Source organism: Paenibacillus sp. JCM 18996 (assembly GCF_055392555.1).
In genome coordinates this window covers 3,147,501-3,169,280 of the sequence record NZ_AP043884.1, presented here as the reverse complement: position 1 = coordinate 3,169,280, position 21,780 = coordinate 3,147,501, and the positions used below count along the sequence as shown (strand labels likewise).

Sequence of the window (21,780 nt, the reverse complement as noted above, 5' to 3'; positions counted from 1 at the left end):
CTTACAACTTTTCCACCTGATTAAAATCAAGCTCCAGAGGGGTTTCTCTGCCAAACATATTCACGTGAACCTTCAGCTTCATCTTGTCCGACAAAATTTCTTCAACCGAACCGACAAAGTTGGCAAAAGGTCCCACCTTCACACGCACAGTTTCTTTGAGGTCAAACTCGATCTTAGGTTTAGGCTCTTCCATACCCATATGCTTCAGGATGGCTTCCACTTCCTCAGGCAATAAAGCCGTCGGTTTGGAACCTGAACCCGTAGAACCGACAAACCCCGTTACTCCCGGCGTATTGCGGACGACATACCAGGAATCATCGGTCTGAATCATTTCCACTAGGACGTATCCCGGGTAAACTTTGCGCATGACGGTCTTTCTCTTGCCGTCCTTGTTCACCAGTTCCTCTTCCATCGGCACCAGCACGCGGAAGATTTTGTCCATCATGTTCATGGATTCGACGCGTTTCTCCAAGTTGGCCTTTACTTTATTCTCATACCCGGAATAGGTATGTACAACGTACCATCTTTTCTCCATATCATCCACCTATGAAATTCGCTTATTTAGTAACAAGACGAAGCAGTTCAGAGATTCCTAGATCGAGTATGGCGAAGTAAACGGCAATAAAGGCGATTGCAGAGAGTACAACAAGGGTATAGCTTGTCATTTCCTTGCGACTTGGCCATTTAACCTTCTTCAGCTCGGCGTAAGCATCGCCAAAGAACGAAAAGCTCTGTTTCATCTTACCTAAAAATGCCACTGTTACACCTCCAAAACTACCTGGTTTCGCGATGAGAAGTTTGTGTATTGCAGAATCTGCAATATTTTTTCATCTCGATGCGGTCTGGATTGTTTCGCTTATTTTTAGTGGAAGTATAGTTTCTCTGCTTGCAGTTTCCACAAGCCAATGTAATTATAACCCGCATGCTGTGCACCTCCCGGACAACCTGAATTCACAGCCCTTTTTTGTTGAACGAAAAAGCAGCTACTTTTAGGGCTACCTAAAGTACTTTAGCATAACACATTACACGTGTCAAGGGAAAGGTGTTAACAACGCCATACTCGCTATCTATTATTCACCTGCATGTGCGCTTATAAACTCCCGCTTCGAAAAATACGAAGAAATGAACGCTGTCCTTATGTTTCTTGGTAAAGAAAGTTTCATTTCACCAGCCGTTGTACCAGTATGGACATCATTTTCATTCATCAGTGGTGCCGCATAGCGGTATGTAAGTCTTTAACGTTAAAAAAAACACCGTCTCCGTCAAGATGGTGTCTCTTACAAATCTCGTACTTCAAGGTATTTTTCGAGCTTGCGCTTTACACGCTGCAAAGCGTTATCTATCGATTTCACGTGTCTGTCCAGGTCCACCGCAATTTCCTGATAAGATCGTCCATCCAGGTAGAGCATCAGCACTCTTCTCTCAAGCTCGCTGAGCAGCTCTCCCATCTTATCTTCCAGTCCGCTAAATTCTTCTTTGTTAATCATCAGTTCTTCCGGGTCGGTCACCCTTGATCCGCAGATGATATCCAGTAGAGTACGATCGGAATCTTCATCGTAAATCGGCTTGTCCAAGGAAACGTAAGAATTAAGAGGAATATGCTTCTGACGGGTGGCTGTCTTGATAGCGGTAATAATCTGCCTCGTAATGCAAAGTTCGGCAAAGGCCTTAAAGGACGCGAGCTTGTCTCCCCGGAAGTCACGAATCGACTTGTACAATCCAATCATGCCTTCCTGCACGATATCTTCCCGATCGGCGCCGATTAAAAAATAGGAGCGGGCTTTGGCACGCACAAAATTACGGTATTTGTTGATCAAATACTCCAACGCTTCGCCGCTGCCTTCACGGACTGCTTCGACAATAGATTCATCTGTCTTGAGGTCATAATAGCTAATTCTCAACTCATCGAGGTCGACGCTCACTTAATTAATCCCTCCGGCCTGTGAAGCTGCTATTCATTTTCAAAGGATAGTGTTAGTATACATGATGAAATCTAGCAGCGTCAATCCGAAACCTCTCAGAATCTAGCAATTTTACTTGGATCAGGAATCTTGGTCTCCCCTTCTCCAGCGCTCGAGTATAGATTTCATTTCGTCGCTGAGCTTAGCGTCCAAATTGTTGCGCGACCGGGTGGATTGGCTTCGTATCCTGGTTTTGAGCTCCTTCTGGCTCTGCCGGACCTTTTGCAGCAGCTCGCGGGAAGACAGCCTCAAAGCCCCTTTTGCGAAAATCACATGCTGTTCTATCATGTCGGAGGTGGCCACAGATATCCGCTTTCTGCGGCCCATCAGTTCGAAGACGAGACGCTCTATCAATTCGTCCGCCGTTTCCTTCTCTTTGGTATAGTAGACGGCAAGCTTGCTCATCTCGTATTTGCGTCCCAGGCCCGGCACCTGATAGGCGTCAAACACGAGCAGCACCTTGATGCCCGAGAAGGATTGATACTCCGCCAGGGTATCGATCAAGCGGTCCCTCGCTTCCTCGAGGTTCGTATCTTTTAAAGCGTTCAACTCCGGCCAGGCCCCGATTATGTTATATCCGTCGACAATGAGCACCTCATCCATAAAGTTAAGGCGCTAAAACCGCCGCTGGCGGACGACTTCATACATGAGGACCGAAGCGGCTACAGAGGCGTTGAGCGAATTGATCTGTCCGAACATCGGAAGCTGGATCAGGTAATCGCACTTTTCTTTGATCAGCCTTCCCATCCCTTTGTTCTCATTCCCAATCACAAGGGCGGTTGCAGCGGTAAAGTCGCTGCCGTACATCGACTGGGTGGCCGCCACATCCGCTCCCGCGACCCAAACGCCCTGCTCCTTCAATTCCTCGATCGTTTGGGCTATGTTGGTTACTCTTGCTACAGGGACGTATTCCACCGCACCGGCGGAGGTCTTGGACACTACCGCGGTCAATCCGGCCGATCTGCGTTTGGGAATAATCACTCCATGCACGCCCGTGCAATCGGCTGTCCTAAGAATTGAGCCTAAATTGTGCGGGTCCTCAATTTCATCCAGAATCAGAAGGAAGGGAGCTTCGTTCCTGGCCTTCGCCCCGGCAAGAATCTCTTCAACTTCCACATATTCATGCGGCGCGACCTGCGCGACAACGCCTTGGTGCTGGATTCCCTCCGCCATTGCGTCAAGCTTTCTTTTATCCACATGCTGGACGATGACTCCGTTGTTTTTGGCCGCGGTTATGATTGGATGGGTCAAATGCTTCTGGGCATTGTCCGCAATCCAGATTTTATTGATCGTTCGGCCTGAACGAAGAGCTTCGAGCACAGAGTGCTTCCCCGCGATGTATTCTTCTTCCATTGTCTGTTTACCTCCTCAGGCTTCGTGCCGTCCGCTAACGGCTGATCTTGGCCTCTACAGCGATCTTCATCAGTGTCTGCAGCCTGTCGAACTGCTTGGTAAAGTATAAATACCCGACCAAGCATTCAAAAGCGGTGCTGTGCCGGTATTCCAGGACGTCCGCATTCTTTGCGGTGGTTCCGGATTTGGCGTTCCTCCCTCTTTTCACCATATCCAGTTCCTCTTCGGTCAAAAGGGGAAGCCACGCCTGGAGCGCCTTGGCCTGGGCTTTAGCCGACACGTACTGCGTTGCCAGCCGATGAAGATGGTTAGGGCGATGATTAGGCAGGGAAACCACATATTGGCGGACATACACTTCAAATACAGCGTCCCCAACATAAGCCAGAACGAGAGGGTTCAGCAGATGCGGGCTCTTTGAGGGAGGAAACGGAAACAGCAGGGTGAGAGAATCAAAAATATCGTTCATTTTCTCCGCCAACGTATTCCTTGAGGCGTATCCTCAAGCAGAATCCCCATCTCTGTCAATTGATCCCGGATCTCGTCTGCACGGGCCCAATTCTTGGCCTGCCGGGCTTCCGTCCGCTCCCTTATCAACTGGTCCACCTGTTCGTCAAGTTGAGCTTCCTTGCGGGGTATTATGCCCAAAACCCGATCCATTTCCTTGAATTGTTGAAGCAGTAGATTGACCGAATCCTCAGTGACGATCTCCCTGGTTAGATACTGATTGGCGGCGGAGATTAAATCAAACCACACTGTGATCGCGTCCGGAGTATTGAAATCGTCGTTCATTTTGTCTTTGAACTGCTTTTTGGCCTCGCACACCGCCTCTTCAACCGCCGGATCCAGTGGACCTCCGCTTGCGGTTTTGGCTCTGTGGTTCAGGTTCGTGATGCAGTTGTCGATCCGCTCTACGCTGCCCCGTGCCTGTTCCATCGAATCGTCGCTGAAATTAAGCGGGTTGCGGTAGTGGGCGGACAGCATGAAATAGCGGAATACTTCAGGCCGTACATTTTTCAGCAATTCCCGGACCGTGATGCCATTGCCCAGCGATTTGGACATTTTCTCGTTGTTAATATTCAGAAAAGCGTTATGCAGCCAGTAGTTGGCCATTTTCTTGCCCGTTACCGCCTCACTCTGCGCAATTTCACATTCATGATGGGGAAACTGAAGGTCCATCCCCCCGCCGTGGATGTCGATCGTATCACCCAAATATTTGCGGACCATAGCGGAGCATTCGATGTGCCAGCCGGGACGTCCTGTTCCCCAAGCGCTCTCCCAAGAGATTTCGCCCGGTTTCGCTCCCTTCCATAACACAAAATCCTGCGGGCTTTCCTTCCGCTCGTCCACCTGGATGCGGATGCCATGCTGGAGCTCCTCCAGGTTCTGATGGGACAGCTTGCCATACTCCTCAAACTCGCTTGTACGGTAGTAGACGTCACCGCCGCTGGGATAAGCATAGCCGGTCTCCACCAGCTTGCCTATGAAGGCGACAATCTCCTGGATATTCTCCGTTACCCGCGGATGAATGGAGGCCCTGTGCACGCCAAGAGCCTCCGCGTCCTCCGCGTAGGCCTGAATATACTTCTCCGCCAGCTCCGGTACGGTGGACTGCTCCTCGTTGGCTTTGCGGATCAGCTTATCGTCAACGTCGGTGAAGTTCACTACATAGTTCACTTCATATCCGATCGATTCCAGATAACGGCGGACCACATCGAAAAAGATCATCGGACGGGCATTGCCGATATGGATGTAGTTGTACACCGTAGGACCGCACACGTACATTTTGGCCTTGCCCGGTTCTATGGATTGAAACACTTCTTCCGTTCGGGTCATGGAGTTATACATTCTGAGCGTCATGCTTTTTCAATCCTCCGTTCTTTTGCCGTTCGTTTTCCAATTCCAGCTTCAAATCGTCAATCTGACGCTGCAGCCGGCGGCACATCTCGACAACAGGATCCGGAAGGTCCCCATGGTTCAACCGGTCAACGCGCGCGCCGTTTCTTTTGACAATGTTGCCCGGCACGCCCACGACGGTACTGCTCGGCGGAACTTCCTTCAACACCACCGCGTTCGCGCCGATACGGGCGTTGTCTCCAACGGTGAACGATCCAAGGACCTTTGCACCTGAAGAAATGACCACCCGGTTGCCGATCGTCGGATGCCTTTTTCCGCATTCCTTCCCGGTTCCGCCCAAGGTGACCCCTTGATACAGGACGACATCGTCGCCGATTTCACATGTTTCACCGATGACGACACCCATCCCGTGGTCAATGAAAAGACGTTTGCCGATAACGGCTCCCGGGTGGATTTCGATGCCGGTCATAAAGCGCCCGAACTGGGAAATGATCCGCGCCAGCGTAAACCATCCCCGTTTAAACATCCAGTGGGCGATCCGGTGAAGCCAGATGGCGTGCAGACCGGAATAAGTAAAGACCACCTCAAAGGTGCTCCGCGCAGCGGGGTCGTTCTCGAATATGGCATCAATATCGGATTTCATCGTTCTCCACACGTTTGGTCACCCCCAAAAATATTCTCCTTTAGCCGTTGAACAGTACCGCAAAATAAGTACCGCAAAATGCAAAAAACCTCTGCAGCCGAAAGCTGCAGAGGCGACTCGTCGCGGTTCCACTCTGCTTGAATCCCCCGGTCGATGACAGGGAAGTCCTCTGGCGTCCGTAACGGGAACGACTCGGCAAGGCCTACCCTCGTAAGCTCAACCCTGCAGCTCACAGGCGCATTTCTTTTGAAAGGGAAATGGATAACTCGCAGCCGGACGCATTCTCTCCCGTTATCCTCTCTGCTAATTCCTCACTTCAACGTACTCTCCTGATCAATGCAATATCCTATAGAACAGCTTTAATGTGTTTGTCAATAAGTATACCCAATACAATCTATCTTGACAATAAGGCGTTCAACCGGGATTTCACTTTAGCTCGGCCCAGCAGGGACAAGGTTACGTTCAAATCACGTCCGTGTGTCTGTCCGGTCAAAGCCGCGCGAGTAGACATAAACAGCTGTTTGCCTTTAAAGCCGGTCTCCGTCTGTACGTTCTTCAGCATTCCTTTAATACTGTCCGGAGTGAATGCAGCCGCCGATTCCACCTGCTTCAGGAAGGAAGCGAGAACAACCGGAATGTGCTCCTCCGCCAAGATTGCTTGTGCCTCTTCCTCCAATTCAAGCTCCTCCTTGAAAAACAAGGCGGCCAGCTCGACAATTTCCGCCGCGTATCTCAGCTGCTCCTTATACAAGCCCACCAGCGTAGTCACCCATTCCATCTCGCTGTCAGTCAACTGCTCAGGGACAAAGCCGGCCCTCTTAAGGTGGGGCAGCGACAGCTCCACAATCCTGGACAATTCCGCATTCTTGATATAGTGTCCGTTCATCCAGTTCAGCTTATCCATATCGAATACGGCTCCGCTCTTGGACACACGGTTCAAATCAAACTGCTCGATCAGCTCTTCTTTGGTAAAAATTTCCTCTTCCCCGCCCGGTGACCAGCCTAGCAATGCGATAAAGTTCAGTACCGCTTCAGGTAGATATCCCAATTCTTTATACTGCTGGATGAACTGGATAATCGATTCGTCCCGCTTGCTCATCTTCTTGCGGTCCTGATTCAGGATCAAGGAAAGATGGGCGAATTCGGGAACAGGCAGCCCTAGCGCTTCATACATCATGATCTGGCGGGGAGTGTTGGACAGATGCTCTTCTCCGCGGATGACCAGAGTAATCTTCATCAGGTGATCATCCAGAATGACCGCAAAGTTATACGTAGGAATTCCGTCCGGGCGGACGATGATGAAATCCCCGATCCCGTTCGTCTCGAATTCGACATGGTCGCGGACTTTATCGTCGAAAGCGATGACCTGGTCTTCAGGCACAAGAAAGCGTATGGAAGGCTTGCGGCCTGCGGCTTCATAACGTTCAATCTGTTCGGCGCTCAAATGGCGGCATTTGCCCGAGTATTTTGGCATTTCGCCCCGCGCTTCCTGCTCGTCCCTCTCCTGCTCCAGCTCCTCTTCGGAGCAGAAGCAGCGGTAGGCGTTCCCCTGCTTCAGCAGCTGGTCTATATAGGGCTGATACATGCCTTCAGCGAGCCGCTCCATTTGGCGATAAGGGCCGTAGGGGCCGCCTGCATCCACGCTCTCATCCCAATCCAGGCCCAGCCATTTCAGTCCGTTCAATTGATTCTCCACGCCGGATTCCACGTGTCTCGTCTGATCTGTATCTTCAAAACGGATAACGAATGTCCCGTTGTTCTTACGCGCGACCAAATAATCGAACAATGCCGTTCTCGCTCCTCCGATATGCAGATGCCCCGTAGGGCTCGGAGCGTATCTTACGCGAATTTCGTTGGACATGCCAATGGACCTCTTTTCATCGCTAATTGAATGTTATGATAGCACATTTTTCAACAAACAAACAACCGATTGGGCGGCGATGCCCTCGCCTCTTCCGGCAAATCCGAGCTGCTCCGTTGTGGTCGCTTTCACATTGACCTGCGACTCCTCCGCTTCCAGCGCCCGTGCGATAATGGCTGCCATTTGGGGAATAAAAGGCGCCATCTTCGGCTTCTGCGCGATAATCGTGGAATCGACGTTGCCGAGCCGGTATCCGTGCTCCTTGGCCAGCTCCCACACCCGCTCCAGCAGCTTCAGGCTGTCGGCGTCCTTGAACGTCTCGTCCGTGTCGGGAAAATGCTTTCCGATGTCGCCCAGCGCCAGAGCGCCCAGGATCGCGTCGGAAATAGCGTGAAGCAGCACATCCGCATCGGAGTGGCCCAGCAGCCCTTTCTCGTAGGGAATCGCCACGCCTCCTATAATGCACGGTCTTCCTTCCACCAGCTGATGCACGTCAAAGCCCTGTCCTACTCGAATCATCGTTGTTCTTCCTTCCTCTGTCCCAGAATCCACTCCGCCATAAGCAAATCGTCGGGAGTCGTTATTTTCACATTCGTATAGTCGCTTTCCACCACATGAACCGGATAGCCAATCCTCTCCACCAGCATGGAATCGTCGGTTCCGATGAATTGTTCTTCCGCAGCTCTCTTATGGGCCTCCATCAGCAGGGAAAGACGAAAAGCCTGTGGTGTCTGGATCGCCCACAAGCTGCACCGATCCGGCGTCGATTCGATCGCTCCGGCATCGTTTACTACTTTGATCGTGTCTTTCACGGGTACGGCAAGAACAGCCGCGTCTTTCTCCCGCACATGCCGCCAGCAGGACAGCACCGCCTCGGGGCGGGCAAACGGCCTGACAGCGTCATGCACCATCACCCACTCCGTATTGTCCGGAAGCGCCTGTAGACCTTCATACACCGAATGCTGGCGCTCCGATCCGCCCGCTACGACAGACTTTACCTTATACAGCCCGTACTGTTCTATGTAATCCCTGCATCTTTCCACGTCGGACTCCCCGGTCACCAGCACAATGGAATCCACTTCCTTGAGGCCCTGAAAAAGCTCCAGAGAATACACCAGAATCGGCTTTCCCGCTATATGCAGATACTGCTTGCTTTCCGCCGTCTTCATCCTTTTTCCTTTACCAGCGGCGACAACCACAACGCCAAGTCCGCTCAACACCGATCCCACCCGACTAAGAAGTTACTTTATCTATCATAGTCCATGCGGGGAGGCTTTTTCAACGGTAGCCCGATTTTCATGCCACAGCCATGCCCGTTGCGCGTTAAAGAGAATGCCGCCGGTTTCACTGGGCTTTTTCCAGCAGCTTCGGCTTGGCAAAAATCATCCGTCCCGCAGAAGTCTGCAGCACACTGGTAACCATAACCTCAAGCGTCATGCCGATAAAATCGCGCCCGCCCTCGACGACAATCATCGTTCCGTCATCCAGGTAAGCGACGCCCTGCCCGTGCTCCTTGCCGTCTTTAATCACATGCACGATAATTTCTTCACCAGGCAGCACCACAGGCTTTACCGCGTTCGCCAGGTCATTGATGTTCAGCACCGATACGCCCTGCAGCTCACACACTTTATTCAGGTTAAAATCATTGGTAATGACCTTCCCCTGCAGCACTTTGGCCAGCTTCACAAGTTTGGAGTCCACTTCCGATATCTCTTCGAAATCCCCTTCATAGATGAGCACCCGGACCTCCAGCTCCTTCTGGATTTTGTTCAGGATGTCGAGGCCCCGGCGCCCGCGGTTTCTTTTTAACAAATCGGACGAATCGGCAATATGCTGCAGCTCCTCTAATACGAACTCCGGGATGACCAGCGTGCCTTCGATAAATCCGGTTTTGCAAATATCGGCGATCCTGCCGTCAATGATAACGCTCGTATCCAAAATTTTGTGTTCTTCGAAAGTGGACGATTCCGCTGCCCGTTTGCCAGAGGCTCCTGTCATGAAGATCTTGCTGAGCTCGTCTTTCTTGGAGTATCCCAACCGAAAGCCGGCGTATCCCATAAATGACGTAAGCATAACAGGGATAAAAGACCACGAACCTGAGCCTTTGCCCAAAGAGGCGGCCAACAAAGCAGAAGCGGCCATTCCCAGCAAAGCTCCCAGAAGACCGGACAACAGATCCGACACGGGAACGTCCACTACAGACTGCTCTCCTTTATGGACCCATTTGACTGCCGCAGAAAGCGCCCAAGCCGACACAACAAAAAACAGAACGGCTCCTACAGCCATCATCCAGTAAACTTGGCCCGGCACTTGCCCTAATCCCAACACAGACTCTATGAATTGAAAAAAGGGGCTTCCAACATAATCATTCCATTGATAAAACAACGCTGCTCCCATGAATGCAAAAAGCACCTGAAGCCATTTTCTCATTCCGCCATACACCTCCAAAGACATATAAAAAGCTGCTTCCTTACAATTATGGTCTAAAATGTGGAGGGCTAACCCTGGACACAGCCAATTTTAGAAAAAACCTGCGCGCGTAAAATTCCATCTGATGGAAATTGATGTTTGCTGGAGATTCCTATATAATGAAATAAATTCCACATAACGAGGTGTTTGTAATTGAACTCCTTAACCTTGAAGCAATTTCAGGAGCAAGTTTCCGAACTGTTACTCCGTCACCGCAGTCTTCTGGACGTTCTATCCAAATTACAACAAACAAACGCCACCGTTAACCGTTCTGTAGTAAAATCGATCACCGAATGCGGATGCATCCAGCTGAATGCCGGCAAACAGAGATATACCCGTTCCATGACGTTGGAAGAAGCCAAAGACACCTTGGATTCACATGTCAGCGGCGCTTTGTGCGAGCAGTGCAGGGAAATCGTGACCCAGGAATTGGGCAGCCATCTGTTCTACATGTCCGCCTTGGGCAACCTGCTCAATTTGGATCTGGAGCAGGTCGTGGACAAAGAATCCGAGAAATGCTCTACCCTTGGATTATTCAAGTTATCTTAGACCGCAAAAAAAGCATTTATTTTTTCCCGAAGGAGAAAATAAATGCTTTTTATTTTCCGGATCGTTATCTTTTCTTGCGTCTTTGCTGGAACAGGCCGTATAACGCGTAAATGACAAGAGGTACAAAGATGAGCTTGGAGGCGGTTCCCGGAAAAATAACGGCGAGGATAGTGGCGAAAATGGCCAGCAGGCCCGTGATCCAAACCGCCGCTTTAGGAATCGCCATTTTCTTGAAGCTCGGGTATTTGATGGTGGAAACCATGAGATAGGACAAGAGCAATGTACTGAACACAAGAATGTATTTATTGATATCCGAGTGGAATAAAGCTAAAGTGGCAAGAACTCCTCCGGCCGCGGGAATAGGCAGTCCCACAAAATAACCCGGGATCCCCTCGATTACGTTGAACCGGGCGAGACGGAGGGCGCCGCAGATGGGAAAGATGGCGGTTACGATCCAGGCCACCGTCGGATTGATATCTTTAAACGCAACCACATACATAATAAAAGCCGGTGCCACGCCAAATGAAATCACGTCCGACAGGGAATCGAGTTCTTTGCCGAATTCGCTGGCAACGTTCAGTGCTCTGGCTACGCGTCCGTCCAGCCCGTCCGTCAACATCGCGATAATCACCATAATGGCGGCAAATTCGGGACTTTCGTTAAAAACAAATATAATGGCCAGTATTCCTAAGAATAAATTGGCAATCGTAAACAGACTCGGAAGAGATTTGGTTAGCATCGTTTCCACCTTTTACTTTTACTTTACCGTGCGGAAGCGCGAGTCAGTCCGCTAAATTCCACGCTCTGATTGTATGGGAATTAGATATGCCTGTCAATGAATACTTGCTCCTGGATCCGCTTTAACCCTTCCTTGATCGTGCGCGCGCGCACTTCCCCGATACCGTCCACTTCATCCAGCTCTTCGATTGTAGCCATCATGATATGCGGAAGGTACTCGAGGTTCTCGACCAGATTGTTGATAATGACGGTGGGCAGGCGCGGAATCTTATGAAGCACACGGTACCCGCGGGGAGAGACAGGCTCTTCCAGGATGCTATTGCTGAGGGGAAATCCCAGCATCCGGATAATCTGATTCTGTTCAAGCAGCTCATCGGAAGTAGCCCGCTTGATGAGAGTCAAGATCTCTTTCATTTTATCGTCTTGAATGTCCCGGCCGTAATCTTTGATTACGAGATAAGCTTCATGCTCGGTGTTTGCGACCAGCTCTTCCAGCTGCATGCTGATCAAGCGCCCTTCCGTTCCGAGCTCGGTGATATATCTCTTGATTTCCGCCTTGATTTTGAGCACCATAATGATTCTGTGCAGAACGTTAACCACATCGTGGAGAGTCACCTGCTCTTCAAATTCGGAGGCCCCCAAATTCGTCATATCCTGGTCAAGCACGGCTTTATATTTTTCCAGAGTCTGCATGGCCTGGTTGGCTTTCGTCAGAATAACGCCGATGTCTTTGAGCGTATATCTTAAATTCCCTTGGTATAAAGTGATGATGTTTCTTCTTTGCGAAATGGAGACCACCAGCCGGTTCGTCTGCTTGGCCACCCTCTCCGCCGTTCTGTGGCGTATTCCCGTCTCGATAGAGGAGATAGAGGAATCGGGAATCAGCTGGGTATTCGCATAAAGAATCTTTTTAAGATCCTCGCTTAAAATAATGGCCCCGTCCATCTTGGCCAGCTCATATAAATAATTGGGCGAAAAATCGCAATGGATGGAGAATCCGCCGTCGACAATCCCCTGGACTTCCGGACCGTAGCCTACGACCAGAAGAGCCCCGGTCTTGGCCCGCAGGACATTCTCCAGCCCGTCGCGAAAAGGAGTTCCCGGCGCCACCAGCTGCAGCAGTTGGGTCATCACGTCCCTTTTGGCTTCCTCTTTTATCGTCATTTATGTCTCTCCTTCTTAACCTAGCGCTTGCTGTAACGCCTCGGATACTGTGTTTACGCCAATGATTTCGATTCCCTTCGGCTTTGTCCACCCTTTTATATTTTTTTCCGGTACTATGACTCGTTTAAATCCCAGCTTCAAAGCCTCCGTGACCCTTTGCTCAATTCTCGAAACGCCGCGCACTTCGCCGGTCAGTCCGACTTCCCCGAAGACGACGTCATAAGGGCGGGTGGGCTGATCCCTGAAGCTTGAAGCGATGCTGATGGCAATGGCCAAATCGACCGCAGGTTCGTCCAGCTTGACTCCTCCTGCGGCATTCAAATAAGCGTCCTGATTCTGCAAAAAAAGTCCGACCCTCTTCTCGAGCACTGCGATAATGAGAGCCAAACGGTTCTGGTCAACACCCGTTGCCATTCTGCGCGGGCTTGGAAAATTCGTCGTCGACACGAGCGCCTGCAGCTCCACCAGCACAGGGCGGGTGCCTTCAATGCTTGCGATTACCGTTGAGCCGGCGACACCCAGAGGCCTCTCCTGCAGAAACAGCTCGGAAGGATTGCCCACCTCGTGCAAACCGGATTCGCGCATTTCAAAGATGCCGATCTCATTAGTAGAACCGAAGCGGTTCTTTACCGCTCTTAACAACCGGTAAGTATGATGCCGTTCGCCTTCAAAATAAAGCACGCAGTCTACCATATGCTCCAGCAGCCGCGGGCCCGCAATCGCTCCTTCTTTGGTTACGTGGCCTACTAGCACTGTGGCGATCCCTTTTATTTTGGCGATACGCATAAAATGACCCGTGCATTCCCTTACCTGCGATACGCTTCCGGGAGCGGAGGCAATGGCCGGATGATAAACGGTCTGGATGGAATCTATAACAATAAAATCCGGCTGCACGTCTTCTATCGATTCTTCAATATGCTCAAGGTTGGTTTCGCATAAAACATACAGCAGGTCCGAAAGTGCATTGAGCCGCTCCGCCCTAAGCTTTGTTTGCTTCACGGACTCCTCGCCGGAAATATACAGAACCTTCAAGCCTTTGCGCGTTAGAGCATGAGAGGTTTGCAGCAGCAATGTGGATTTTCCGATGCCGGGATCGCCGCCCACAAGAATGAGGGATCCCGGTACGATACCGCCGCCCAGCACCCGGTTTAATTCTGCATTCTCGGTGACGACCCTCGGTTCGGGGCTGCTTTCTATGTTTATGATGGATTTGGCTTTTTCTTTCGCCCTGGACAAGGAAGAATTCATCCCCTGCGTCTTGATAACGGTTTCGGTTTCCTCCACCATACTGTTCCAGGAGGCGCAGCCTGGGCATTTGCCCAGCCATTTGGGCGATTCGCAGCCGCATTCCGTGCAATAAAATCTGGTTTTAGTTTTGGCCATTCGTTCTGCTCCTAATCTAATCTTCCCGCCGTCCGGTTCACCTACTCAAATATTAACATTTTGTCCTGTTCGTGAAAACCCCTGCAACAAAATAACCCCGAATGCGGGCAAAGCCTTCGCAGCTTAACGCGTCACTTTTTTGGGCCCCGGACAAGTACAAGAAAAAGCACCTTGAGGAAGAAGTGTCGACTTCTCCTCAAGGTGCCGGGAAGGTGATTATGCATACTTTATTACTTGCTTGTCACTTCTTCATTACGCAGCACTACCAGATCTCCGTCTTTCTCGTCGATGACCAGCTGGTCTCCTTTGGAGATATTGCCTTTGAGCAGCTCTTCGGACAGACGGTCTTCAATATGCTTCTGAATCGCGCGGCGGAGCGGACGGGCACCGAACGCGGGGTCAAATCCTTCTTTCGCCAGGAAAGCTTTGGCTGCGTCGGTGAGAGAGAACTCAACCTCCTGCTCTCTCAGCCGTTTGCGAAGATCGTCGGCCATCAAGGTAACGATCTCGGCAATATGCTTCTCCTCCAGGGAGTGGAACACGATTATTTCGTCGATACGATTCAAGAATTCAGGACGGAAGCTCTTCTTCAGCTCGCCCATCACTTTATCTTTCATATTATCGTAATCGCGGCCGGCATCGATGGAGGCGGTGAAGCCAAGAGTACTGTTCTTCTTGATCAGCTCGGCTCCGACGTTGGAAGTCATAATGATCAACGTATTGCGGAAATCTACAGTTCTGCCTTTGGAGTCTGTCAGACGTCCGTCTTCAAGCACCTGCAGCAGAATGTTGAACACTTCCGGATGGGCTTTCTCGATTTCGTCCAGCAGGACAACCGAGTACGGTTTGCGGCGTACTTTCTCAGTCAGTTGTCCGCCTTCCTCGTAACCGACATACCCCGGAGGCGCTCCGACCAATCTGGAGGTGGAATGTTTCTCCATGTACTCCGACATATCGATGCGGATCACCGCGTTCTCATCGCCAAACAGGGATTCTGCCAGCGCTCTTGCCAGCTCGGTTTTACCTACCCCGGTTGGTCCGAGGAAGATGAAGGAACCCATCGGGCGCTTCGGATCCTTCAATCCGGCTCTGGCGCGGCGGATCGCACGGCTGACGGCTTTCACCGCTTCGTCCTGTCCGATGACACGCTGATGCAGGATGGCCTCCATTTTCAGCAGGCGATCGGTTTCTTCTTCAGCCAGCTTGACGACAGGAATGCCGGTCCAGCTTGCCACGACCTGGGCAATATCTTCCGGAGTGACTTCGGAATCCACGCGTCCCTGCTTCTCTTTCCAATCGTTGCGGGTGGAATCCAATTCTTCGCGAAGCTTTTGCTCTGTATCGCGAAGAGCGGCAGCCTTCTCGAATTCCTGGCTCTGCACTGCGGAATCTTTTTCCTTGCGGACGTCTTCCAGCTTGCTTTCCAGGTGCTTCAGGCTAGGCGGTACAGTGTAAGACTTCAAGCGTACTCTCGAGCCCGCCTCGTCAATCAGGTCGATCGCTTTATCAGGCAGGAAGCGGTCCGTGATATAGCGATCGGACAATTTCACCGCTTGTTCAATCGCTTCATCGGTGATTTTCACTCTGTGATGCGCTTCATAACGGTCTCTCAGACCGTGCAGAATCTGAATCGCTTCTTCAGGAGACGGCTGATCCACCGTAATCGGTTGAAAGCGGCGCTCCAAAGCGGCGTCTTTCTCAATATATTTACGATACTCATCTAGTGTCGTTGCCCCGATGCATTGCAGCTCTCCCCGGGCCAGCGCCGGCTTCAGGATATTGGAAGCATCTATCGCGCCTTCCGCGCCTCCGGCGCCGATCAGGGTATGCAGCTCATCGATGAACAGAATAATATTTCCTGCCTGGCGGATTTCGTCCATGATTTTCTTCAAGCGGTCTTCAAATTCACCGCGGTATTTGGTCCCCGCAACGACGGAACCCATATCTAAAGTCATAACGCGTTTATCGCGCAGAGTTTCCGGAATTTCGTTGTTTATAATTTTTTGGGCCAGGCCTTCGGCGATTGCGGTTTTACCTACTCCGGGCTCTCCGATCAGAACCGGGTTGTTCTTGGTCCTGCGGCTCAACACCTGAATTACGCGTTCGATTTCTTTGCTTCTTCCGATGACCGGATCCAGGTTGCCCTCTTTTGCGATAGACGTCAGATCCCTGGCCAAGCTGTCCAGTGTAGGAGTATTCACATTAGGATTGTGTCCGTGGTTAGTGGAAACCACTTCGCTGCTTCCAAGCAGCTGAAGCACCTGCTGGCGGGCTTTGTTTAGCGAAACTCCAAGATTGTTCAGCACGCGTGCGGCTACCCCTTCACCCTCGCGAATCAATCCCAGCAGAATATGCTCGGTTCCCACATAGGTGTGGCCCAGTTTACGGGCTTCATCCATCGAAAGCTCAATTACTTTCTTGGCTCTGGGGGTGTAAGCGATGTTGGAAGGCTGCTCTTGGCCGCGGCCGATTAAGGATTCGACCTCGTCTTGAATCTTCTCGAGCCCGAGTCCGAGCGCGATTAACGCTTTGGCTGCGATGCCTTCGCCTTCACGGATCAACCCCAGCAAAATATGCTCGGTACCTATATTATTGTGACCCAGACGAACGGCTTCTTCCTGGGCTAAAGACAGCACCTTCTGTGCGCGTTCCGTAAATCTGCCAAACATCATGTATAGCACCTCCATGGTTTATTATATCGATGTTTACAATAAGAATGTTACCCTATTAACGGGTACGGAAAACGATTTAATTAACTTTGCTTAATCCGCGAACGGATCAGGTCGGCCCGCCGAATGTCCCTTTCTTCAGGGGAAAGCTTCTCTCCGGTGATCTTTTGCAGGAAGCCCGGCTGGGTCATGACCAACAGTTCGTTGAGCGCTGTAGCGGAAACGTTGTTTATTATGTTCAAATCAATACCAAGCCGGACGTCGGACAGCTTCTGCGCCGCTTCCTTGGAATCGATGATGGCCGCATGCGAGAGGATCCCGTAGGACCGGCTGACCCGGTCGACGATGCGGTGGCGGGTCTCGTTCAGCAGCTTCTGCCTTGCGGCCTTCTCATGCTCGATGATCTGTTTGGCGACGCTGTATAAATTGTCTATAATCTCTTCTTCCGACTGCCCCAGTGTAATTTGATTCGAAATTTGAAAAAGATTCCCCAGCGCCTCGCTACCCTCGCCATATAATCCCCTCACCGCGAGTCCCACCTGAGTAATAGCGGACAAAATACGGTTAATTTGTTGGGTGAGGACCAGCGCCGGTAGATGCATCATGACTGAAGCCCGGATTCCCGTGCCAACATTTGTGGGGCAGCTTGTCAAATAGCCGTGTTTCTCGTCATATGCGTAATCCAATTGGGCCTCGAAGATATCGTCGATCTGATTGGCTAAATCCCAGGCTTCTTTAATCTGAAAACCGGGATATAAGCATTGAATGCGAAGGTGGTCTTCTTCATTCACCATGATGGATATGGATTCATTATCGCTCAAAATGACTGCGCCATTGCGTGATTCACTGGCCAGGTTAGGGCTGATCAGATGCTTCTCGACTAAAACCTTTTTGTCAAGCTCGGTCAGCTTGTTCAGCGGGATGAGCGTGAAATCGCTAATTGTGGTCAGCTCTTCATTGTCCAAAACATCTGCCGCCTTGTCCAGCACTTCCGCCGACTGCACTTGATCCGCCAACATCGGGAAAGGATAGCTTCTCAAGTTTCGCGCTATTCGGACTCTGGAAGAGATAACAATTTCTGAATACGGGCCCTGGCCTTTCATCCATTCGCTTAAAGCTTTGTCTGTGAAATGTTCCATTGACATAGGCATTACCCCCCATATGGGATTCAATCCATCCATTAAGAATCGGAAACCTTCTTCTCCAATTCTTTGATCTTGTCCCGGATCTCAGCCGCCTGTTCAAACTCCTCCCTTTCGATAAGAAGGGAAAGGTCTTTCTTCAAATTCTCAATTTCCCTTTTATGCTTGATTAAACCGCCGGTTCGTTTAGGCACCTTCCCTATGTGGGTCGTGTTGCCGTGTACTCTTTTGAACAGCGGATCCAGCCTTCCCGAAAATTGTTTATAACAGTTGCTGCAACCGAAACGGCCGATTTTACCGAATTGTGAATACGTTAAACCGCAGTTCTCGCATCGCATATTTTGGGGCTTGGCTGTAACTGTGCTGGCTGTGGATGGCTCAAAATCCAATAATCCGGACAATAAATTATGAATGGAGAAACCGCTCGGAGTGCCCGGAATGAACTCACCCTTTTCCCGGGCGCAAGCCTCACAGATGTGAAACTCGGTTTTGTCCCCGTTGACGATCTTGGTAAAATGAAGCGTGGCCGGCCTTTTTCCGCATTCTTGGCATGTCATGGATGATTACCTCCTTCAAACATAACAGTTTGGTCATTTGGTGAGCAATGATATGAGCATGGCCTTTAGTATCCGGGCTCTGACTTCATCCCTCAGCGGAAGTTTCAGGTTAAGCACATCTCTGGACAAGGCGGCGTTGATCAGGTTGGCCTCCCGGAGGGAAACATGGTTTCTCTCTTTTAACTGATAAATCAGGCCTTCCGACGCAGCTTGGTCGATCTGGTTTCCCACCGTGCGAAAGATGTGGTCAAGAATCTCTCCGTGAGACGTCAACTTCACTTTTTGTATTCTGATAAAACCGCCGCCGCCCCGCTTGCTTTCAACGATATACCCTTTTTCCAGAGTAAACCTGGTGCTTATTACGTAGTTAATCTGTGAAGGCACGCACTGAAACTCGTCCGCAAGCTCATTGCGTTGGATCTCAACCATACCTTCAGGGCTTTGTTCTAAGATGTGTTTCAGATACTGTTCTATATTTTCTGATACATTGCGCATACCCAATCCTCCAGTATCAGAACTGTATTGACTTTGACTTTCTTTGACCTTAATCAATATTATATAACAAATTTTAAATATTGCAAGAGGCCTGAATTTCAAGAAAATTTCTTTTCTTAGTTTAGCTTGAATTATAAGCAATCATACAAAGAAAAGCAAAAAAAGAGCCCGCATCTGCGGACTCTTCTTACATGTTGCTTGGCAATGTCCTACTCTCCCGGGACCCTGCGGTCCAAGTACCATCGGCGCTGAAGGGCTTAACGGCCGTGTTCGGTATGGGTACGCGTGGTTCCCCTTCGCCATGATCACCAAACGTTTTATTTCATTCAGGGTGTTTATTCCCTGAAAACTAGCAGCGAATTCAACGTAGGCTTGTTTGTTCTTTCAGGCCCCGAGAAAGTATTCGGATTCCGCTTCGTCAGCTTCCTCTTCACTTTCTTGGGTATTATGGTTAAGCCCTCGACCGATTAGTATTCGTCAGCTGCATGCATTGCTGCACTTCCACCCCGAACCTATCTACCTCGTCGTCTACAAGGGGTCTTACTGAATTGGGAAATCTCATCTTGAGGGGGGCTTCACGCTTAGATGCTTTCAGCGCTTATCCCTTCCGTACTTGGCTACCCAGCGGTGCTCCTGGCGGAACAACTGGTACACCAGCGGTACGTCCATCCCGGTCCTCTCGTACTAAGGACAGCTCCTCTCAAATTTCCTGCGCCCGCGACAGATAGGGACCGAACTGTCTCACGACGTTCTGAACCCAGCTCGCGTACCGCTTTAATGGGCGAACAGCCCAACCCTTGGGACCTACTTCAGCCCCAGGATGCGATGAGCCGACATCGAGGTGCCAAACCTCCCCGTCGATGTGGACTCTTGGGGGAGATAAGCCTGTTATCCCCAGGGTAGCTTTTATCCGTTGAGCGATGGCCCTTCCATTCGGTACCACCGGATCACTAAGCCCGACTTTCGTCCCTGCTCGACCTGTTTGTCTCGCAGTCAAGCTCCCTTCTGCCTTTGCACTCTTCGAATGATTTCCAACCATTCTGAGGGAACCTTTGGGCGCCTCCGTTACTCTTTAGGAGGCGACCGCCCCAGTCAAACTGCCCGCCTGACACTGTTCCCGATCCGGATCACGGACCCAGGTTAGAACCTAGATACGATCAGGGTGGTATCCCAACGTCGCCTCCGCACAAGCTGGCGCTCATGCTTCTTAGGCTCCCACCTATCCTGTACAGATCGTACCCAAATTCAATATCAAGCTGCAGTAAAGCTCCATGGGGTCTTTCCGTCTTGTCGCGGGTAACCTGCATCTTCACAGGTATTAAAATTTCACCGGATCTCTCGTTGAGACAGCGCCCAAGTCGTTACGCCATTCGTGCGGGTCAGAATTTACCTGACAAGGAATTTCGCTACCTTAGGACCGTTATAGTTACGGCCGCCGTTTACTGGGGCTTCGGTTCACAGCTTCGGTTTGCACCTAACCACTCCCCTTAACCTTCCAGCACCGGGCAGGCGTCAGCCCGTATACTTCGCCTTGCGGCTTCGCACAGACCTGTGTTTTTGCTAAACAGTCGCTTGGGCCTTTTCACTGCGGCCCCCTCAGGCTATTCACCTTACCGGGGCACCCCTTCTCCCGAAGTTACGGGGTCATTTTGCCGAGTTCCTTAACGAGAGTTCTTCCGCGCGCCTTAGAATTCTCTTCTCGCCTACCTGTGTCGGTTTGCGGTACGGGCACCTTCACCTGGCTAGAGGCTTTTCTTGGCAGCATGAGATCATCGCCTTCGGTACTTACATTTCCCTCCCCATCACAGCCCAGCCTTACGATGCGCGGATTTGCCTGCACATCAGCCTCACTGCTTGGACGAGCATCCATCCGCTCGCACGACTACCCTTCTGCGTCACCCCATTACTCATAACGGCTTACGGTGGTACAGGAATTTCCACCTGTTGTCCTTCGACTACGCCTTTCGGCCTCGCCTTAGGTCCCGACTAACCCTGAGCGGACGAACCTTCCTCAGGAACCCTTAGGCTTTCGGCGGACAAGATTCTCACTTGTCTTTTCGTTACTCATACCGGCATTCTCACTTGTGTACAGTCCAGCAGTCCTTCCGGTCTACCTTCGCTCCGGTACACAACGCTCCCCTACCACTGACTTTCGTCAATCCATAGCTTCGGTGGTGTGTTTAGCCCCGTTACATTTTCGGCGCAGAGTCACTCGACCAGTGAGCTATTACGCACTCTTTCAATGGTGGCTGCTTCTAAGCCAACATCCTGGTTGTCTGTGCAACTCCACATCCTTTCCCACTTAACACCTACTTAGGGACCTTAGCTGATGGTCTGGGCTGTTTCCCTCTTGACAATGGATCTTAGCACTCACTGTCTGACTCCCAGGTACAAGTATGTGGCATTCAGAGTTTGACTGGACTTGGTAACCCTTGGCGGGCCCCGCACCCAATCAGTGCTTTACCTCCACTACTCTTTCTTCCTGAGGCTAGCCCTAAAGCTATTTCGGGGAGAACCAGCTATCTCCGAGTTCGATTGGAATTTCTCCGCTACCCCCACCTCATCCCCGAATTTTTCAACATTCGTGGGTTCGGGCCTCCAGTGAGTGTTACCTCACCTTCACCCTGGACAGGGGTAGATCACACGGTTTCGGGTCTACGTCCACGTACTCATTCGCCCTGTTCAGACTCGCTTTCGCTGCGGCTCCGGCTCTTCACCTTAACCTCGCACGGGAACGTAACTCGCCGGTTCATTCTACAAAAGGCACGCCATCACCCCTAGATCGGGCTCTGACTTCTTGTAAGCGCACGGTTTCAGGTTCTCTTTCACTCCCCTCCCGGGGTGCTTTTCACCTTTCCCTCACGGTACTGCTTCACTATCGGTCGCTAGGGAGTATTTAGCCTTGGCAGATGGTCCTGCCGGATTCCCGCGGGGTTTCACGT

General features: G+C 51.0%; 21 protein-coding genes and 2 rRNA genes (1 of these 23 cut by a window edge). 1 reads left to right on the top strand and 22 read right to left on the bottom strand.

Translation table 11 applies throughout. The features are described 5' to 3' along the window. Nucleotide 1: 1 nt before the first annotated feature. From nusG to ACZ5N7_RS15470, 13 genes are all read right to left on the bottom strand, one after another. A complete protein-coding gene (gene nusG, locus ACZ5N7_RS15530) occupies nt 2–535 on the bottom strand; it encodes a transcription termination/antitermination protein NusG (RefSeq protein WP_464655434.1) in 534 nt (177 codons plus the stop codon). A 22-nt stretch (nt 536–557) separates the two neighbouring features. Then, nucleotides 558–758, bottom strand: coding sequence for a preprotein translocase subunit SecE (gene secE, locus ACZ5N7_RS15525; protein ID WP_464655433.1), 201 nt, complete (start codon nt 756–758; stop codon nt 558–560). A 16-nt stretch (nt 759–774) separates the two neighbouring features. Further along, entirely contained in the window at nt 775–924 is a 150-nt protein-coding gene (gene rpmG, locus ACZ5N7_RS15520) for a 50S ribosomal protein L33 (protein ID WP_464655431.1), read from the bottom strand. 353 nt (nt 925–1,277) lie between these two features. Further along, complete coding sequence (sigH, locus tag ACZ5N7_RS15515) at nt 1,278–1,922, bottom strand: RNA polymerase sporulation sigma factor SigH (RefSeq protein WP_464655429.1); 645 nt, start codon at nt 1,920–1,922, stop codon at nt 1,278–1,280. Nucleotides 1,923–2,042: 120 nt separating this feature from the next. Beyond that, nucleotides 2,043–2,564, bottom strand: coding sequence for an NYN domain-containing protein (locus ACZ5N7_RS15510; RefSeq protein ID WP_464655427.1), 522 nt, complete (start codon nt 2,562–2,564; stop codon nt 2,043–2,045). A gap of 12 nt (nt 2,565–2,576) precedes the next feature. Next, complete coding sequence (gene rlmB, locus ACZ5N7_RS15505; protein ID WP_464655425.1) at nt 2,577–3,314, bottom strand: 23S rRNA (guanosine(2251)-2'-O)-methyltransferase RlmB; 738 nt, start codon at nt 3,312–3,314, stop codon at nt 2,577–2,579. A 34-nt stretch (nt 3,315–3,348) separates the two neighbouring features. Beyond that, the gene (locus ACZ5N7_RS15500; RefSeq protein ID WP_464655423.1) at nt 3,349–3,780 is read right to left on the bottom strand and encodes a Mini-ribonuclease 3; all 432 of its coding nucleotides are present in this window, start codon (nt 3,778–3,780) and stop codon (nt 3,349–3,351) included. Next, complete coding sequence (gene cysS / locus ACZ5N7_RS15495) at nt 3,777–5,171, bottom strand: cysteine--tRNA ligase (protein ID WP_464655422.1); 1,395 nt, start codon at nt 5,169–5,171, stop codon at nt 3,777–3,779. Before cysS ends, ACZ5N7_RS15500 begins: the two co-directional genes overlap by 4 nt. Next, nucleotides 5,152–5,811, bottom strand: coding sequence for a serine O-acetyltransferase (cysE, locus tag ACZ5N7_RS15490; RefSeq protein ID WP_464659306.1), 660 nt, complete (start codon nt 5,809–5,811; stop codon nt 5,152–5,154). The genes cysS and cysE overlap by 20 nt, the downstream gene beginning before the upstream one ends. A gap of 394 nt (nt 5,812–6,205) precedes the next feature. Continuing rightward, nucleotides 6,206–7,672, bottom strand: coding sequence for a glutamate--tRNA ligase (gene gltX / locus ACZ5N7_RS15485; RefSeq protein ID WP_464655420.1), 1,467 nt, complete (start codon nt 7,670–7,672; stop codon nt 6,206–6,208). Between the two features lie 33 nt (nt 7,673–7,705). Continuing rightward, entirely contained in the window at nt 7,706–8,191 is a 486-nt protein-coding gene (ispF, locus tag ACZ5N7_RS15480; RefSeq protein WP_464655419.1) for a 2-C-methyl-D-erythritol 2,4-cyclodiphosphate synthase, read from the bottom strand. Next, nucleotides 8,188–8,892 (bottom strand): 2-C-methyl-D-erythritol 4-phosphate cytidylyltransferase, encoded by a 705-nt coding sequence (gene ispD / locus ACZ5N7_RS15475; RefSeq protein ID WP_464655417.1) that lies wholly within the window; start codon nt 8,890–8,892, stop codon nt 8,188–8,190. The genes ispF and ispD overlap by 4 nt, the downstream gene beginning before the upstream one ends. A 124-nt stretch (nt 8,893–9,016) precedes the next feature. Further along, on the bottom strand, nt 9,017–10,102 hold the full coding sequence (locus tag ACZ5N7_RS15470) for a PIN/TRAM domain-containing protein (RefSeq protein ID WP_464655415.1): 1,086 nt from the start codon (nt 10,100–10,102) through the stop codon (nt 9,017–9,019). Nucleotides 10,103–10,294: 192 nt separating this feature from the next. On the opposite strand from ACZ5N7_RS15470, the gene ACZ5N7_RS15465 reads away from it, so the two are divergent. Next, nucleotides 10,295–10,690: a nucleoside triphosphate pyrophosphohydrolase family protein gene (locus ACZ5N7_RS15465; RefSeq protein WP_464655414.1), complete on the top strand. Its 396-nt coding sequence runs from the start codon at nt 10,295–10,297 to the stop codon at nt 10,688–10,690. Between the two features lie 64 nt (nt 10,691–10,754). On the opposite strand, the gene pssA is transcribed toward ACZ5N7_RS15465, so the two are convergent. The 9 genes from pssA to ACZ5N7_RS15420 form a co-directional block, all read right to left on the bottom strand. Continuing rightward, nucleotides 10,755–11,429 carry a CDP-diacylglycerol--serine O-phosphatidyltransferase gene (gene pssA / locus ACZ5N7_RS15460; protein WP_464655412.1) on the bottom strand — a complete coding sequence of 225 codons (675 nt, stop codon included), beginning with the start codon at nt 11,427–11,429 and terminating at the stop codon, nt 10,755–10,757. Between the two features lie 80 nt (nt 11,430–11,509). Continuing rightward, a complete protein-coding gene (gene disA / locus ACZ5N7_RS15455; protein ID WP_464655410.1) occupies nt 11,510–12,592 on the bottom strand; it encodes a DNA integrity scanning diadenylate cyclase DisA in 1,083 nt (360 codons plus the stop codon). Between the two features lie 15 nt (nt 12,593–12,607). Continuing rightward, nucleotides 12,608–13,975 (bottom strand): DNA repair protein RadA, encoded by a 1,368-nt coding sequence (radA, locus tag ACZ5N7_RS15450; protein ID WP_464655408.1) that lies wholly within the window; start codon nt 13,973–13,975, stop codon nt 12,608–12,610. Between the two features lie 230 nt (nt 13,976–14,205). Beyond that, entirely contained in the window at nt 14,206–16,647 is a 2,442-nt protein-coding gene (gene clpC, locus ACZ5N7_RS15445; protein ID WP_464655406.1) for an ATP-dependent protease ATP-binding subunit ClpC, read from the bottom strand. An 80-nt stretch (nt 16,648–16,727) separates the two neighbouring features. Continuing rightward, nucleotides 16,728–17,783, bottom strand: coding sequence for a protein arginine kinase (locus ACZ5N7_RS15440; RefSeq protein ID WP_464659305.1), 1,056 nt, complete (start codon nt 17,781–17,783; stop codon nt 16,728–16,730). Between the two features lie 41 nt (nt 17,784–17,824). Then, a complete protein-coding gene (locus ACZ5N7_RS15435) occupies nt 17,825–18,343 on the bottom strand; it encodes a UvrB/UvrC motif-containing protein (protein ID WP_464655405.1) in 519 nt (172 codons plus the stop codon). Between the two features lie 33 nt (nt 18,344–18,376). Continuing rightward, on the bottom strand, nt 18,377–18,838 hold the full coding sequence (locus ACZ5N7_RS15430; RefSeq protein ID WP_464655404.1) for a CtsR family transcriptional regulator: 462 nt from the start codon (nt 18,836–18,838) through the stop codon (nt 18,377–18,379). Between the two features lie 196 nt (nt 18,839–19,034). Further along, a 5S ribosomal RNA gene (gene rrf / locus ACZ5N7_RS15425) occupies nt 19,035–19,151 on the bottom strand. A 134-nt stretch (nt 19,152–19,285) separates the two neighbouring features. Further along, nucleotides 19,286–21,780: ribosomal RNA gene (locus ACZ5N7_RS15420) — 23S ribosomal RNA — on the bottom strand; it runs 431 nt beyond the window's last position.

Excerpts from the sequence above, each read along its gene's own strand:
- nusG (WP_464655434.1), bottom strand. The coding sequence starts at position 535 with ATGGAGAAAAGATGGTACGTTGTACATACCTATTCCGGGTATGAGAAT.
- rpmG (WP_464655431.1), bottom strand. The coding sequence starts at position 924 with ATGCGGGTTATAATTACATTGGCTTGTGGAAACTGCAAGCAGAGAAAC.
- ACZ5N7_RS15510 (WP_464655427.1), bottom strand. The coding sequence starts at position 2,564 with ATGGATGAGGTGCTCATTGTCGACGGATATAACATAATCGGGGCCTGG.
- rlmB (WP_464655425.1), bottom strand. The coding sequence starts at position 3,314 with ATGGAAGAAGAATACATCGCGGGGAAGCACTCTGTGCTCGAAGCTCTT.
- ACZ5N7_RS15500 (WP_464655423.1), bottom strand. The coding sequence starts at position 3,780 with ATGAACGATATTTTTGATTCTCTCACCCTGCTGTTTCCGTTTCCTCCC.
- cysS (WP_464655422.1), bottom strand. The coding sequence starts at position 5,171 with ATGACGCTCAGAATGTATAACTCCATGACCCGAACGGAAGAAGTGTTT.
- cysE (WP_464659306.1), bottom strand. The coding sequence starts at position 5,811 with ATGAAATCCGATATTGATGCCATATTCGAGAACGACCCCGCTGCGCGG.
- gltX (WP_464655420.1), bottom strand. The coding sequence starts at position 7,672 with ATGTCCAACGAAATTCGCGTAAGATACGCTCCGAGCCCTACGGGGCAT.
- ispF (WP_464655419.1), bottom strand. The coding sequence starts at position 8,191 with ATGATTCGAGTAGGACAGGGCTTTGACGTGCATCAGCTGGTGGAAGGA.
- ACZ5N7_RS15470 (WP_464655415.1), bottom strand. The coding sequence starts at position 10,102 with ATGAGAAAATGGCTTCAGGTGCTTTTTGCATTCATGGGAGCAGCGTTG.
- pssA (WP_464655412.1), bottom strand. The coding sequence starts at position 11,429 with ATGCTAACCAAATCTCTTCCGAGTCTGTTTACGATTGCCAATTTATTC.
- disA (WP_464655410.1), bottom strand. The coding sequence starts at position 12,592 with ATGACGATAAAAGAGGAAGCCAAAAGGGACGTGATGACCCAACTGCTG.
- radA (WP_464655408.1), bottom strand. The coding sequence starts at position 13,975 with ATGGCCAAAACTAAAACCAGATTTTATTGCACGGAATGCGGCTGCGAA.
- clpC (WP_464655406.1), bottom strand. The coding sequence starts at position 16,647 with ATGATGTTTGGCAGATTTACGGAACGCGCACAGAAGGTGCTGTCTTTA.
- ACZ5N7_RS15440 (WP_464659305.1), bottom strand. The coding sequence starts at position 17,783 with ATGGAACATTTCACAGACAAAGCTTTAAGCGAATGGATGAAAGGCCAG.
- ACZ5N7_RS15435 (WP_464655405.1), bottom strand. The coding sequence starts at position 18,343 with ATGACATGCCAAGAATGCGGAAAAAGGCCGGCCACGCTTCATTTTACC.
- ACZ5N7_RS15430 (WP_464655404.1), bottom strand. The coding sequence starts at position 18,838 with ATGCGCAATGTATCAGAAAATATAGAACAGTATCTGAAACACATCTTA.